Below are 16048 nucleotides of genomic sequence, written 5' to 3' on the forward strand. Positions count from 1 at the left end.
CGGCTTCGGCGGGGCCAAAGGCGGGGTTCGGGAATCGCAAATGCCGCTATGCCACGGCACTGCCTGCGCGCATTTGCTTTCGGTATCGCTCCACGTCTATCTTGTCGATCTGGGCGGGCTGCATATATTGCTGGGCATAGGCCAGGTAGGCGCCCGATGTCAGGAACAGTTCGAAAATCTCGGGGTCGATATGCCCATCCGCAGCGGCCCGGTACATGATGTCGATGGATTCGGACAGGGTCTTGGCGTTCTTGTAGGGGCGGTCCGCCGCAGTCAGCGCCTCGAAGATATCGGCAACCGCCATCATCCGGGAGAGTGTGCTCATGTCCTCGCGCCGCAGGCGTCGCGGATAGCCTGTGCCGTCCATCTTCTCGTGATGGTTGCCAGCCACTTCGGGCACTTGCCGAAGATGACGGGGGAACGGTAGCCGCGAGAGCATGATTTGCGTCTGCACGATGTGATCTTCGATCTTGTAGCGCTCTTCCGCGGTCAGTGTGCCCCGGCCAATCAGCAGGTTGTGCAGTTCGCCGCGATCATGGAGATACGGCGGGGCGTCGCGCCGGAAGCCCCACGGATTGTCGGGGGCGATGGTGTCATGCGGGCCACGCGGCACCCGGTGTTCCGGCTTGTCCGCGAGCAACGGCTCGCGCACGGGCAATGACGGGGCGGGGCTTGCGGACAGATGCGCCGTGGCTTCGCGGGACAGGCCGATGCGGTCGTCGAGCGTCCGGGTCCACGTGCGCGAAGCAATCTGCAGCAGCCGTGCCTTGCGGTGCGCGTCCATGGCTTCGGTCCCCTGGTTGCATGCGGCGACGAATGCGAAATCGTCGTCCAGTTCTCGCAAGGTCTGCTGGAGCCGCGTCCGCGCGTCAGCAGGATCGTCGCCCGCAGCGATGCCTTCGAGGCAGCCGATCTCGGCCTCGCGCTTCATGACCTCGAATCGCATGCGAACCTCGTGCAGGCGATCGTGGAGAGTTTCGAGCTTGGTCGCCTTGTCGATGATGTATTCAGGCGTGGTGATCTTGCCGCAGTCGTGCAGCCATGCGGCCACATGTAGCGTTTCCCACTCGGTGCCTGTCATCTGGAATGACCGGAAGGGGCCATCGGTGGCATCGCACGCGGCTTGTGCCAGCAGCTTGGCCAGCGCCGGCACGCGAGAGCAATGGCCGCCGGTGTGCGGACTCTTGGCGTCGATTGCATCGGCCAGCAGACGGATGAATGCGTCGAACAGCTTGCGCTGGGCGTCGGCCAACTCGCGGACTTCAATGGAGCCGGCATACAGCGCGGATAGCGTTTCCACATAGGCGAGCTGTGCCGCGTTCATCGGCGTGTCGCGGATCACAAGGATCACGCCACGTGCCTCCGACTTTCGATTCACCACCGGGATGGCTACCGCGCACGTGGCACCGCCATGCGTCATATCGCCCGCTGTGATCGCGGCGAGAGCCGTGCGGTCCAGGCCAGCGTTTTGCGAACGATGTTGCCGGACGGCGTCGCGCACCAGTGATGGCGCTTCATCGAGCGCATAGGATGGCTTCGTCGCTGCGGCATCGTTGCCATGACGGTCCTGGATTGCCGCGGCGCGGATGTCGTTCTCGTCGACCAGGAAGAAAATGCCGGCTGTGCCGCCAGCTTCGGCAAGTGTTTTCCCCAGCAGCACTGGCAACAAGCGCTCCAGACGATCTTCGGCGGCAACCGCCTGCACGATGGCAAGAAAACGCCGTATGGTCTGGCGCATCTGTTCGGCGGCGGCGCCGAGCGCGCCCACTTCGCGGATGGTCGATTGCACGGGCAGTGCCTTGTCGAAATCGAAGCTGCGGATGGCTTGCATGCCATCGGCCAACTGGCTGAGCGGCTTGGCGAGGCGATGGGCCACCAGCCATGTCAGCGGAATGGACAGCAGCACGATGGCGAGCGTGAACAGGATGCCCGTCCATGCCTGTTGTTTGGCGTTCGCCAACAGTTCGTATTGAGGCACGGCCATCAGCAGGTAGAGCGGCTTGCCGGTGGTGGCAGGAATCACGTCGGTGGTGGTGTACCACGTCATGCCGTCTACCGTTATCGACTTGCGCCCCGTCTGCCGGGCGCCGCCCTGGAATGCGGTGGCCATGGCCGTGAGCACCGGAATGTTGTAGTCGGCGGGCGCGGCGAGCAAGTCTGCCTGGATAGCGTCTGGCGCGGCGGACGATTCGGGCAGGCGGCTGTCGATGCCAAGCACCTTGCCGTTGCTGTCGAGCAGCGCCAGCATGGTGCCGGGCGTCGCCTTCTTCTTCGCGAGCATCGTGCCCAGCCAGTCGAGACGGAAGTCGCCGCCTACCACGGCATTGCGATGCGGTGTTCGGAATGCAAACGTGGTGCCGACTTCCTGGTCGGAGAAGAACAGATAGGGGTCCGTGCGCACGGGCGCATCGGAGCCAATTGCGGCCTGATACCAGACCCGTTTGCGCGGATCGAAGCGTTCCGCGTATTCCTGATCCCGGAGGGTGGCCACCGTGCGCAGGTCGCGATCGAGGAAATCGACTTGTCCGATCAGCGCGGGCGCCGTGCCGAGGACACTGCGCAGCACGAAGTACGCCGTGTCGGGCGCCTTGAAGATCGCGCGGTCCGCATCGGACCTCAGCGGCCTGAGATAGAGGAAGGTTCCGTCTGCGTAGCCGATGTAGACCGCCTGCAGCACTGGCGCGCTCTCCAGCGCTTCGCGCGCCAGCGATAGCCACGCATCGCGCTGGTGCGGCGTGCCATCGTTGGCGATGGCGCTGTATCGAATCAGCGTGATGGCCGTCTGTGCCGGTGCCAGCAAGTCCTCCACCTCGTCGCGCATCGTGCCGGCCATTTGCTGGCTGGCATCCGCAGTGGCGGCCTGCAGCGCGGCGCGGGTCACCCAGTAGTTGAGGCCGCTCGCCAGCAGGCCAACGAGCAGGATGATCGCGCCGAACAGCATCCACAGATGCGCGTGCAGCGGCATTCCCTTGCGTGACGACGGCATATGACCTCTCCCTTGTTCTTCTTCGACGATGCTTGCGATGGATGGCAGCGTGCAGCCTTCCAAGCTTCGGTGGGAGTGCGGGATCGGTCAAGCAAAGTATTGGGTACACGCGGGTACACGCCGGACCGTCCGTGCGGCACGGCGTGCACTTTCAGCGGCGGGCGTCGTGCTTCCCGCTCAGGGTGGCACCGGGCTCATCCATCTGCACAGTCAGAATCTCACCTGTCGTGGAGTTGGTGATGTAGAGCGTCTTGCGATCGGAGCCGCCGAAAGCGAGGTTGGTCAGCGAGTGCCCCGGCGTGCCGCGAATCACCTCCACGGGTTCGGCGCGATGGTTGAGCACCCAGACGTAGGCCAGCCCGGGGTTGGCGACGAGCAGGCGGCCGGTCTGATCCATCGCCAATCCATCGGGACCGCTGGGCCCGTAGGACGTGAAGAATTGCCCCGTCTTGGAGACGCTGCCATCGGCCTGCAATGGCATCCGCCATACGCAATTGCCCCGCGTGACGGCCACGAACAGGAAGCGTTCGTCCGGCGAGAGCACGACGCCGTTGGGACTCGGCACATTCGATAGCAGCAGGTCGAGCCGGCCCTCCGGCGAGAGTCGATACACGCGCCCCGTCGGATCGTGCAGGCCAGTCTGGCCCTGATCCGTGAAATACACATTGCCGCGCGCATCGAGCGTCAGGTCGTTCACGCCCTTGAAGCTCTCGGTGTTGCGCCGGCCCAGGTGCGGACGCACGTTGCCTGTCTTGATATCGACGAGAACCAGTCCGTTGCGATAGTCCGTGACCAGCAGTTCATCGGCAGTGAAGAACTTCATGCCGTTGGGCTGGCCGTCCCATTCGGCGATTGTCTCCCAAGCCCCATTGGTATCGATCCGGAAGATGCGACCGTTGGGGATATCCGTCACATAGAGGTTGCCTGCATCGTCCACGACCGGGCCTTCGAGGAAGGAGTCGATGGCGCGTCCGCCCTGATTGGCATCGGACCATGCGGTGTGGCGCTGTTGGCGATAGCGCTCCGGCAGGCTGCTGAACAGCGTGGCTTCGCGGACGACTGGCGGATTCAAGAGAAACATGTGGTGTCCTGACGGAGCGTGACAGATAGGGGTTGGCTACGAATTACTGCTTTTCAAAGCCAGTGCCACTGGCGACCTTACCCCAGAATGCCGTGCGCTCGCCCATTTCCTTGCGGAATGCGTTGGTGTCCCAGTAGCCGGCATCGGCGCCGATACCCTGCGCGTAGGCGCGCATATCGGGCGTGGCCATGGCTGCGGACACTTCCTTCTGCAGGCGGGCCAGCACCTCCGGCGGCGTGCCCTTGGGTGCCCAGAGACCGGTGAAGTTCGTGACGCCGAAACCGCGCACGCCCGCTTCTGCAAAAGTCGGTACGCCCGGCAACGCGGGCAGGCGCTTGTCGCCACTCACGGCCAGCACGCGCAGCTTGTTGCCTTGCACCTGGCCGATCACGCCCGAGATGGACGCCATCTGGAAATCCACGGTGCCGCCGAGCAGCGCGACGGTTGCCTCGCCCGCGCCCTTGAAGGGCACATGCATGAAGTGCGCACCGGCCGCCATCCCCAGCGCTTCGCTGGCGAAGTGGGGTGTCGATCCCGGGCCGCCCGAGCCATACGAGACCTTGTTGTCCCCGGCCTTGGCGGCGGTGAGCAGTTCGGCCAGCGTCTTGTACTTGCCGTCGGCCTTGACGACCAGTCCCATCGGCGCGAACACATACGCGCAAACCGGCTGCAAATCCTGCGCATAGTCGAACGGCAGTTTGCGGAAGATATGCGGCAGCAACGCGTAGGTGGTGTCGTTGGCCAGCAGCGTGTAGCCATCTGGCGCCGAGCGGGCAACCTGTACGGCGCCGATGGTGCCCGTGGCACCGGGCTTGTTCTCGACGAAGAAACTCTGGCCGGTCTGCTCGGTCAGGCGCTGCGCCATCTTGCGTGTGACCGCATCGACGGCGCCGCCCGGCGGATAGGGCACCACGATCTTGACGGGACGGGCGGGCCAGGTCTCCGCGTGAACGCCGATCGAGAGAAACGAGAGGGCGGCCAGGGCCCCCAATGCGAATCGCGGAAGCCACGGGGCGCTGTGTTTTGTTGCGTGCATGTCTGTCTCCAACTTATTGCTTCTTGTCGGGTCCGGCTCTTTCTTTTTCCGGACGCCGTGTTGCCTGATCTCGTATCGCTCAGTCTTTCGTGAGTGCGGGTTCGCGGCTCACGACGCCGAGTACATTGCGCGCTGCGGCAACGCCCATGTTCACGTAGGCCGCGCTGGTCACGCCGCCAATATGCGGACTCAGGATAATCCCGGGCTGGCCGTGAAAGATATGGGGCACAGCCATCGGTTCGACGGCAAAGCTGTCGAGGCCCGCACCGGCAACGTGTCCGGAGCGGATCGCGTTCAACAGCGCGGGTTCGTCGATCAGGCCGCCGCGCGCCGTGTTGACGAGGATGACGCCCGGTTTGCAGCGTGCCAGCACATCGGCATCGAGCATGTTGCGGTTGTCGTCGGTGAGCGGGCAATGCAGCGAGATCACATCGGCCTCGGACCAGATCGTTTCCAGCGGCACGGCTTTCACGTAGTCGGGCAGGTTGCGGGCGTAGGGATCGAAGCCGATCACGCGCATGTCCATGGCGTGGCACATGCGGGCGAGGCGCAGGCCAATCGTGCCGAGGCCCACCAGCCCCACGGTACGGCCGCTCAGTTCGATGCTCTTGTGCGTGGCCTTGTCCCAGTGGCCGGCGTGCATGCGCGCATCGAGCGGCACGATGGATTTTGCGCAGGCCAGCATCAGTGCCAACGCGTGCTCGGCAACGGCTGCGGCATTGGCGCCCACTGCGGCCAGTACTTCGATGCCTCGCGCCGCCGCGGCGGTCTTGTCGATGGTGTCGGTGCCACTGCCATGCTTGGCGATGACACGCAGCGATGGCGCGGCATCCATGACTTCGGCGCCTACGCTGCCATAGCGGACGATGATGCCGACCGGGTCGTGTTGTCTGGCGAGCGACACGAGGTCTGCGGTTTGCGGGGTCTTTCCCGCGAATACGATGGAGAAATCAGCGAGGACCGCGAGGGCTTCTGGCGCGAGGTCCGCACCGGTCACGATGATGGCAGGGCGCGTCGTCACAGCGTTTCTCCCTGCTTCAGCACGCCAGCGGTGACCAGCGAGGCCAGCAGCCACGGGGCAGCGGTGTTGCCTTCCTTGATCTGTGCGATGCGTTTGGCTTCGGCGGCTTCCTTGTGTTCGGCGGCAGCAAGCAGCGATTCGATCTTCTCGCGTTCCACCACGACGACGCCATCGGCATCACCGCAGACATAGTCACCGGGATGCACCGTTACGCCGCCCACGCTGACCGGATGACCGATACGCCCCGCCACTTCCTTGGTGGGTCCGTTTGGATTGGTGCCGACGGAGAAGACAGGGAACTTCATCTCTTCCAATTCGAGGCTGTCGCGCACGGCGCCGTCGATGACGACACCGGCCAGCCCGCGCTGGCGCGCTGCACTCATCATGATCGTTCCCATCAGCGCGGAGGTCTGGTCACCCTTGCCGTCGATGACGAGCACGTCGCCGGGTTGCGCCAGTGCCAGTGCGGCATGGATCATCAGGTTGTCGCCGGGGCGGACTTCCACGGTGAAGGCCGGGCCAGCCAGCTTCATGCTGGGGCGAAGTGCCTTGATACGGCCATGCAGCGCACCGCGACGACCGGCCACATCGGCCAAGATCGCCGGCTGGAACTTTGCGGCCTGGGCGACCACGGTGGCCGATACACGTTCGAAGGTTTGATTGAGGTTGGGCAGCGACATGACTTGACTCCGGAAAGGACGGATACAGGCGGAAATAGCGGGAAGGCTCGGGGAATTCGGGAAACGTTCAGGAACAGGCGGTCAATCCAGCCGGGTGCCGGATGCCTTGATGATCGAAGCCCAGCGCGTGATGTCCTGGCGGATCTGCGTGCCAAATGCCTCGGGCGTGCCGCCCAGGACCAGCGCACCCTGATCGCTCAGCTTCTTCGCCAGTTCGGGCGATTGCAGCGCCTTGTTGAATGCGGCATTGAGCTTGACGACGATGTCCTTCGGTGTGGCCGCCGGGGCGGCGAAGCCGAACCATGTGGAGGCTTCGAAGTTCGGATAGCCCGACTCGGCAATGGTGGGAACCTGCGGCAGGTCGGTCACGCGCTTGAGCGATGTCACGGCCAGCGGACGCAGCTTGCCGTTACGGATATGGGACAGCAGCGTGGGAACCGACGAGAGATAGAGATCGACTTGTCCGCCGATCAGGTCGTTGACTGCCTGCGCCACGCCTTTGTACGGCACGTGGGTCAGCTTGATGCCTGCGGTCTTCTGCAGCAGTTCGCCCGAGAGATGGGCGACAGTGCCATTGCCGGGCGAGGCGATGTTCAACGTGCCGGGCTTGGCCTTGCTGGCCTGGATGACATCGTCCAGTGTCTTGTAGGGCGACCCGACCGGCGTCACCAGTACCAGCGGTGCGCTGGCCACGAGGCTGATCGGCGCCAGATCCTTGAGCGGGTCATAGGGCAGGTGGCTGAACAGCGTGGGGTTGATCGCGAGGTTGCTGGTCTGGCCGAGAACGATCGTATAGCCATCGGCGGACGCCTTCGCCGCGGCGTCCACCCCCAGGTTGCCACCCGAACCCGGCTTGTTGTCCACGACGAAGGTCCAACCGGTTGACTTCGCCACGTTGCTGGTGACTTCGCGCGCAATGATGTCGGTGCCGCCGCCTGCCGGGAAGGGCACGATCACGCGGATCGGCTTGGAAGGATAGGCCGGGGCCGCGTTGGCGGATGGGGTGAACTGGGCGAGGCCAGCGGCGGCAAGGCCGAGGCCAAGGGTAACGGCAGTGACTGCGGTGATGGTGAGCGTGCGTGTGACGCGCATTGTCTGTCTCCGGATCTCGTTTTATATGTGGCGGTGCTGTGAGATGGATTGTTGTCGACCGTTTCATTGCCTACAATGCCGTTTCGCACGACGAAACATGTTGCACGCCATGAACCGGAAAAGTATTGAATCAGGCGCCCCGGAGGCCGACCAAGGGGCAAGCGGCGTGACTGCCGTGACGCGGGCGCTGCGGGTGCTGGAGGCATTCGGGGTCAACGATCCGCAGCTTTCGCTGGCGGAGTTGAGCCGTCGCACAGGCATCCACAAGACCACGGTGCTGCGTCTGGCGCGCACGCTGGCGGCGGACAACTACCTCGTGCAGAAAGAGGATGGAACCTGGCGGCTGGGCCGCGCCGCTGGCTGGCTGGGCGCGTGCTATCAGGCGACGTTCAACGTGCAGGAGGTGGTGGAGCCGGTGCTGCGCGAGTTGACGATCAAGACCGGGGAGAGCGCGTCGTTCTATATCCGCGAAGGGCAGCAGCGGACCTGCGTGGTGCGCGTGGAAGGGCCGCAGGCGATTCGGCACCACGTGCGGATCGGCGCGGCCCTGCCGCTCGACAGCGGTTCTCCGGGACGCGTGATCCTCGCGTTCTCAGGGGAATCGGGCGAACTCTATGAAACGATCCGGCGGCGCGGGTTTCACCTGTCGTTGGGCGAGCGCGAAGCGGAGGTGTCGAGCGTGTCAGCGCCCGTGTTCGGCCTGCACTGGCGATTGCTGGGCTCGATGTGCATTTCGGGGCCGACCGCGCGTCTCGGGGAAGAACGCCTGCTGGAACTGGCGCAGACGGTGGTGGATGCCGCCAACAAGCTCTCGTATGCGATGGCGGGCAGCCAGCGGCCCGCGATGCAGGTGGAAAGGCCCTCGACGTGGCACCCGTGAGGCGTGTGGACGATGGTCAGCGGGCAGTGTCCGCCGGAGGACGGCTGGGGATGGAAAAGCAGAATACGGCGCCGGTGGACGTGTCATTGCACACCTCGATTTCGCCGCCGTGGGCTTCCAGGATCGATTTGCAGATGGATAGCCCCATGCCCATGCCGTAGCCCTTGGTGGTGGCAAGCGAGTCGAAAAGCTGCCCCGCGATGTCCGCGGCGATACCGGGTCCGGTATCGCTGACCGACACCCAGACCATGCCGTGCTCGTCGATTTGTGTCTGGACCGAAATGGATTTTTCGCGGACCTCCACGTCGTTCATTGCTTCGAGCGCATTGGTGACAAGGTTCATGATCACTTGTTGCAGCAGCACGCGATCACCGAACACGATCTCGACGTCCGGCGCAAAGCTTGTGGAGATCCCCACGTTTCCGGCGGCGATGCGTTCCTCCAGCACGCTGAATACTTCGAGAATCGCTTCGTGGATGTCCACGGGCAGTACTTTGGGGCGAGACTCCCGCACCATGGCCCGCAGGCTTTCCATGATCTGTCTCGCCCGCTCGCCGCTGGCCGAGATTTTCTCGATGGCTGCCACGGCTTCCTTGATGTTCGGCGTATCCCGATTCAGCCACCGCACGGCGGCACGGGCGCTTGTACCCAGCGCGGTAATGGGCTGGCCGATCTCATGCACGATGAATCCCGCGAATTCCCCCAGTTCGGTCAGCCGCGCCGCGCGGGCCAGCTTGCCCTGCGTTTCCCGGACGCGGCGTTCGGCGTCCGCGCGGCGCTGGTGTTCGGCTTCCACGCTCTCGTAGAGCTTGGCGTTTTCCAGCGACACGGCCGCCTGCGACGCTAGCACCTCCAGCGTTCTCACCCGTGTGGGATTGAACACCCCGGCGATCAGCGCGTTCTCCAGGTACAGCAACCCGGTGAGTGCACCCTGCTTGACCAATGGCACGCACATGATGGACCGCGAACGGTGGGCGCGGATATAGCTGTCGAGCCCATGCTGGGGATCGTCGCGTGCATCCTCGATGACGACGGACTGCTTGCTGCGCAGCGTCAGGTAGGCAATGGATGTGGAAACCAGCTCCGGCGAAATGGGTTTCCGATCCAGGTTGATGTCCAGTTGCCCCTGTACCAGCCGTGCGTGGGCGGCACCATGCAGCGCGCCATCCTCCAGCAGGCAAAGCACGGCGCGCTCCGCGCCCGCATATTGCAGGGCATTCTGGAGGATGACCGTCATGACCTGCTGCAGCGATATTTCGCCGGACAAGGCACGGACTGCCCGCAGTACCACTTCGGTTTCAAAGCCTTGCTCGTTCCACGACAGGGGATCTTCGAGTGCGGAAAACCCAGCCTGTTTTGCCATCCGCAACGCAGGGAATGCGGTCTCCAGATGCCGCACCTTGGCGTCGGCACCCCAGTTCGCATAGGCGGTCCTGGCCTGCTCCAGATAGCCACGCTGCGCGGATCGCAATCCGCACCGGCCAGCAAACTGCGCGGCCAGTTCCGTGGCGACGCCCAGCACATGCATGTCACAGGCACGCTCGGCCAGGGAGATGGCCGTTTCGTAGAGGGGGAGGCACTGCGCGTCGTCGCCCGTCAGCGATGCATATTCCGCGCAGAGCAATCGTTCGCGGGACAGGAAATTTTCGGGGTTCGCCTGCGCCCAGCGCTGCATCTGGAGAATCCGGTCTGCGGCGTGACGAGTGTGGGTGTCGCGCGCTTCGTCCGTTGCGGATTTGGCCAGCGCGATACGCAGCAGCCCACTGTAGAAGACGAAATCGGCATTCTCCAGAAACGCGGTGGACGCCCACTCGGTATCGATGGCCCGTGCCTCGGCCTGCAACCCTTCGCGCACGTTTCCCCACAGGAATGCGGCCTGCAGGCGGTAGGTCCAGAACGCGAACGCTGCAATGTCGCGGTCGAAGTTGCCGCTGATGCAGTCAGCGAGCAATTCGACGTAATCCACGGCGCCGAGGTTGGGGTCGCGTAGCCCGATATCGAGCGGCACGCCCCTGAGTTCACGGATGAGCCACGCCTGCGCCATGAACGCATCGACCACCAGCGCGAACTCGGCGTCCCGCGCCAGCCTGAGCCCGTCCTCGGCAATGCGTTGCGCGTCGGACAGTGGCCCGCCGGTAAAAATCAGGTTGGTGACAATATGCCGGCGTGAATACACCGCGAACGTCGCGTCGCCCTGACGGTCGGTCAGTACCGTCGCTTCCTCAAGGTGCCGCCGTGCCTCGGATGCCGGCCCTGTCCACGGCAGACTGAGCGCGCCGTAGCACATCTGCACGCGGCCCGCGTACAACCTGAGCCCTCGCTCGTGCGGCAGCCGCATCGCGAGTTCGCTGAAGACGGCGGTGGTTGCATAGTCTCCGTATCGTGCGCCCGCAATAAAGCTCAGACAGACGTATGCATAGCACGAGGCATCGCAATGCCCATATTCGAGACCGAAATTGATCATCCGCAGCATGAGCACTTCCACCAGATCGGGGCTGGTGAACTGCACGGCCGGAATCAGGTCCGTCATGACATCCATCGCGTTGCGGATGCGCGCGTCAACCATCAGATCCAGTTGGATGAGTTCGTCGACGCTACGGTTGCCGTAGAGCGTCAGCAGCCGTCGATACTCCAGTTCGATGTCCCGAATGGGGTTATCCCTGGGGATTTCGATACCGGTTTCTTCCGCGAGGTAGCGGAAGCCGATTTCCACGCCTTTGTCCGGTTGATCCAGTGCCACGTACATGGCCAGGCGCAGCCGGATCCATTCCGCGCGGTCCCGGGCATCGAGGCGGTGCGCCGGCATGGCGGCCAGTCGTTCCGAAGCCGCCGCGATTCGCATCGAGGCGAATTCACACTCCCCGATTCTCAATTCGATCAGCGAGAGCAGGTCTGCGTTTTCCCCGCCATGCCTGTCGGCACCGTTTCGCAACAGCTTCCCGGCGTTGACGAGATACGATATTGCCGACTCGTATGCCGTGGCATCCCTGGCCTTGATGGCGGCCTCCAGCATGATGAGAGCAAACTGACGCCGGCGATTTTCCTCGCCAGGATGTTTTAGTGTCTCTTCACAGTAAAGCAGCCCCTTGTCCAGATGGTTGGCCACGACGAAGACGCTGACCTTGAGCGCGTCTCGTGGCCCATCGTTCCACAGGTTGCAGCCCACTTCCAGATGCTTTTCGTGCTGTTCGGATTCACTCAGCGTCTGATAAACCGCTTCCCTGAACCGGTCGTGCGCGAAGGCATATTGCTCGTCTTTCCATTCCACCAGTTGCTCTGCAACGGCTACCCGCAGTGAACGCTCCACGAGGTCTGCGGGCTGCTGCATGGCCGCCGCCAGCATCCCGATCGAAGATGGCTCTGCCAGGACCGCCAGATACTGCAACGCCAGGCGCGCGTCGTCGGACAGTAGTGCCAATCGCGTTGACAGGAGTTCCACCACGCTGGAGGTGTTCGAGCGTGCCTCGATTTCCGGCAGCGAGGCGGCCCATTCTCCATCGGCCTCGTTGAACACCATGAGGTTGTCGTCGATCAGCGACCGTACAAACTGAATGGTGTGAAGCGGATTGCCGCCCGCACCGCGAAACACCGCGCGCTCCACCACATCGATATTGCCGACCTGATACGCAAGCACAGCGCGGAGCAGTCCGCCCACTTCTGTTTCGGAAAGCGGGCCAATCGACATGCGTTGCACCCGGTTGGCCAGGATAAACGGACGCACGTGAACGCCCTGGTTTTCGGATTGGCCGTCGCGCATGGCGGCAACGAACAGCACTCGCGCGCAGAGCGGATGCCGCATGACATGGGCAACCACCTCCAGCGTCGCTTCGTCCACCCAATGCAAGTCGTCCAGACATAGCATGAGCCGCCGGTCTTGCGCGGTGAATGCACTCAAGAGTCGGGCAACGGCCTCAAGGAACCGCCGCCTTTCGGCATGCGCCGAGACCGCCGGTGTATGCGTGTGTTCGCCCAGCAGCAAGCTGAACTCCGGGAAAATCGTCGTGATCATCGACGACTCCTCGGCAAGCGCTTCCAGAAGGATTGTCTGCAAGCCGTCGAACCGCTTCGGAGAATATCCGAGTACCGTTCTCAGCAAGGCATACAGGGCGCGGGAGAGGCTGGCATAGGGGGTGGCACCATCGCCCTGTTCGCATTTGCCTTGGGCGAACTCGCAGGATTCCGGATCGATGCCCAGTCGGAAATGATCGATCAACGCAGTTTTGCCAATGCCCGCCGGACCTTCGACCAGCCACAACCTGTGTGCGTCGTCTTCGCCCTGCATTGCGCGACGAAGGCTGGCCAGTTCCACGTGACGGCCAATCAGTCTGTTGGTGCGAAATGATGCCAGCGCGGATCGTGGTGCCTGCCGCAGATTCGATGATTGCGGAGCACTGGCGAATTGCCATGTCAGCAGATCGTCAACAACATCGGCCGCCCGTTGGTAACGCTCATCGGGCTCCTTTGCAAGCAGACGGTTGAGAATGCCGACCAGATGCCCACCGACATCGCGTCCGAGATTGGCGATGACGGCTTCATCGGGCGGGCGGGCGATATGGGCATGGATCTGTTCCGAGGTGGAGAGTCCGGGGAACAGCACGTGGCCGGTCAGCATGTGAAAAAACACGCAGCCCAGGGAATACAGGTCGGAGCGTGCATCGAATGCGCGATTGACCCGGCCGGTGGCTTCCGGCGCCATGTAATGCAGGAATTCCCGGTCGATCTCCCATTCCGTTCCGCCGGAAAAGTCCGAGAGCGCGACGTTGGGATGTTGTCCCCGGAATCCTTTCAGCCGTGCGCTGGGATCGTCGCGGTAGATCAGAATATTCGAAGGCGTCAGCCCGCCATGGATGAGGCCAGCGTCGTGTACCAGTGCCAATGCCCGTGCCACGCGTAGCGCGTTGGGCACGAAAATCTCGGGTGGCATGCCGCCGTCGATGAGCGCCATCAGCGCTTCACTGCCACCGGACAGGTCTTTTGTTTCATCCATGGAATTCTTCGGCGCGCTTATTCGAAACGAATGCCCGCGATTATTGCGGATAATCCGGAAAACACCTAGAAATGTGCTTCCGAAGGAACGCCGTCGGAAGCCACGGGGTAATCAGGTTAAACTTCCGGAGCCCTCCCGATACGCGTCCGATGCACAATCCATCCCCGTTCCAGTTCCGCGAAAAATATAACGAAGCGACGCTCGTACTGTCATCGGCGGAGCGCGCCTGGTCCGGACTCCTGGCCGAAGTCCGCGACCATAGCGGGGGCATCATCACACGCAATGCCGGATTGCCGATCAACGAACTGGTGATCGATCCGCACGGCAGTACATCGGCGGTGGTAACGCGCACCGGCTACGGCATCGTGGATCGTACGCTCGCCAAGCGAGGCACGGTGTGGCTTTGCCCGGAAGGCGTGCAGGAAGACGAGGTGTCGATTTCTACGTTGTTGCCCGGCATGCTCCATCTGTACCTCGATCCCGCCTTGTTTACGGCGGAAGCCCTGGGGGACAGCGTTGCCGGCGGCGAAGCCAATACGTTCTATTTCGATCGGGGATTCGAAGACCCGCTGATCGCGCAGATCGGACTGGTCATCCTGGCCGAACTGCGCGAGGCAACGCCCGGCGGCGATCTATTGATCGAAAGCCTGGCGGGCAGTCTGGCCGTGCGGATGCTGCACCGGCGCGCGAATGTCGCCGCATTGCGCATGCGGGGACTGGAGATGGGCGTCGATCTGGCGCAACACCGCATGCGGCGTGTCGTGGACTATATCCGGGCAAATCTGGAAGGCGATATTCGACTGGAGGATCTGGCGGGTATTGCCTGCCTGAGCCGTTTCCATTTTGTCCGTGCTTTCAAGGCGGCTACGGGTAAATCGCCTTACCGGTATGTCACCGATCTTCGCATCGAACGCGCCAAGGCGCTGCTGCGGCTGGGCCAGTTATCGCTGCTGGAAATTGCGGTGGAGCTGAATTTCTCCTCGCAGGCCACGTTCACGCGCGCCTTCCGCAAGGCCACGGGCTACACGCCCGGCCAATATCCCGGCCGGGAGTAGCGTGAGCGTTCGGCTGCCACATCGACAGCAAGATCGGCATACGGATGCGCAAGGATGGCACATCCCGCCCATTTCCATCGTGGAAGAATGTCACGCGCAGAGCGTACTGGCGCGTGGAGAAGAAAACGATGGGTATGGCAACGGAATCCTCGCTGATATTGGCGCATAGCAATAGCAGGGTGCCTTTGCGTCGCGCCGACGCACTGTCCGCGAGCTTTGGCGCGAGCTACACCGGCATCATGGCGTTCATGGCCGTGGCGACGGAAGGTAGTTTTGCCAAGGCAGGCGAACGACTCGGCATCAGCCGCTCGGCCATCAGCCGCAACGTGCAGAAGCTGGAAACCCAACTGTGTACCCGGCTGCTGATTCGCACCACGCGCAACACGCATCTGACCCACGAGGGACGCCGCTTCTTCGATAACTGCCATCAAGGCATTGCACAAATGGCGGAGGCGATGAACGAAATGCTGGAACTGCGCCAGGGGCCGCCCACCGGCCTGATCAAGATCGGGACACCGGCATGTTTTGGGCGAAAGGTATTGGCACCGTTGCTGGAAAAGTTCTCGCACGAATATCCCGATATCTCCATTCATCTGGTGCTGGACGACGGACCCATGGACCACTCGGTGGACGATATCGATGTGGGCTTCCGCAGCGGACGCATCGAGGATTCCAGCATCATCGCCAGACGGCTCGGGCCGATGCGCAGGGCAGTCTGCGCGGCACCATCCTACGTAGACAGGCATGGTCTGCCACGGACGCTGGAGGAACTGGCCCGGCATCAGTGCATCAGCCATCGCTTGAACAATGGCCGTCCCCCCGAATGGGAATTCCAGATCGATGGCCGCATCCGCAAACATGCACCGAAATCCCGATTCACCGTCAACAACTCGGATATGGTGCTGCACACGGTGCTGCAGGGATGGGGCGTTGCCCAACTCGCCGATTTCCAGATTGCCGACCATCTTGCGGCCAACGAACTGGTGGTGACGCTGGCTGACGGACTACCCAACGACCTCGGTCATTACATCTGCTACCAGAGCCGCCGCCATCTTCCAGTTCGCACGCGGGTCTTCGTCGACTTCATGGTCGCGGAGTTTCCGCGATTCTCGTTTGGTGGGGTGGGGCTGGATGCTTGAGAGAACGAAGCAATAAAAAAGGCCGCTCAATAGCGAGCGGCCCCAGTTCTACCAATTCCCTACTATGCCCGACGACGCATCCGCGCCGTCG

General features: G+C 63.0%; 10 protein-coding genes. 3 read left to right on the plus strand and 7 right to left on the minus strand.

Annotation, left to right across the window (positions count from 1 at the left end; genetic code table 11):
- Positions 1–46: 46 nt before the first annotated feature.
- From GA566_RS18950 to GA566_RS18975, 6 genes are all read right to left on the minus strand, one after another.
- On the minus strand, positions 47–2986 hold the full coding sequence (locus tag GA566_RS18950) for an HD domain-containing phosphohydrolase (RefSeq protein WP_160473674.1): 2940 nt from the start codon (positions 2984–2986) through the stop codon (positions 47–49).
- Positions 2987–3137: 151 nt separating this feature from the next.
- Positions 3138–4067, minus strand: a complete 930-nt coding sequence (locus tag GA566_RS18955) for an SMP-30/gluconolactonase/LRE family protein (RefSeq protein WP_160473675.1) — start codon at positions 4065–4067, stop codon at positions 3138–3140.
- A gap of 43 nt (positions 4068–4110) precedes the next feature.
- The gene (locus GA566_RS18960; protein ID WP_160473676.1) at positions 4111–5103 is read right to left on the minus strand and encodes a tripartite tricarboxylate transporter substrate binding protein; all 993 of its coding nucleotides are present in this window, start codon (positions 5101–5103) and stop codon (positions 4111–4113) included.
- Positions 5104–5182: 79 nt separating this feature from the next.
- On the minus strand, positions 5183–6124 hold the full coding sequence (locus GA566_RS18965; protein WP_160473677.1) for an NAD(P)-dependent oxidoreductase: 942 nt from the start codon (positions 6122–6124) through the stop codon (positions 5183–5185).
- Entirely contained in the window at positions 6121–6804 is a 684-nt protein-coding gene (locus GA566_RS18970; RefSeq protein WP_160473678.1) for an RraA family protein, read from the minus strand. Before GA566_RS18970 ends, GA566_RS18965 begins: the two co-directional genes overlap by 4 nt.
- 81 nt (positions 6805–6885) lie before the next feature.
- A complete protein-coding gene (locus GA566_RS18975; RefSeq protein ID WP_160473679.1) occupies positions 6886–7896 on the minus strand; it encodes a tripartite tricarboxylate transporter substrate binding protein in 1011 nt (336 codons plus the stop codon).
- A 109-nt stretch (positions 7897–8005) separates the two neighbouring features.
- Here GA566_RS18975 and GA566_RS18980 point away from each other — a divergent pair, with 109 nt between their 5' ends.
- A complete protein-coding gene (locus GA566_RS18980; RefSeq protein ID WP_160473680.1) occupies positions 8006–8776 on the plus strand; it encodes an IclR family transcriptional regulator in 771 nt (256 codons plus the stop codon).
- Positions 8777–8792: 16 nt separating this feature from the next.
- Here GA566_RS18980 and GA566_RS18985 read toward each other — a convergent pair whose 3' ends face one another.
- Positions 8793–13763, minus strand: coding sequence for an ATP-binding sensor histidine kinase (locus GA566_RS18985; protein WP_160473681.1), 4971 nt, complete (start codon positions 13761–13763; stop codon positions 8793–8795).
- Positions 13764–13912: 149 nt separating this feature from the next.
- On the opposite strand from GA566_RS18985, the gene GA566_RS18990 reads away from it, so the two are divergent.
- Both GA566_RS18990 and GA566_RS18995 read left to right on the plus strand, forming a co-directional pair.
- Positions 13913–14818, plus strand: a complete 906-nt coding sequence (locus tag GA566_RS18990) for an AraC family transcriptional regulator (protein WP_160473682.1) — start codon at positions 13913–13915, stop codon at positions 14816–14818.
- Between the two features lie 134 nt (positions 14819–14952).
- Complete coding sequence (locus GA566_RS18995) at positions 14953–15957, plus strand: LysR family transcriptional regulator (RefSeq protein ID WP_160474660.1); 1005 nt, start codon at positions 14953–14955, stop codon at positions 15955–15957.
- Positions 15958–16048: the final 91 nt, after the last annotated feature.

The organism is Cupriavidus sp. SW-Y-13, assembly GCF_009793345.1.
In the GTDB taxonomy this organism is placed as follows: Bacteria; Pseudomonadota; Gammaproteobacteria; order Burkholderiales; family Burkholderiaceae; genus Cupriavidus.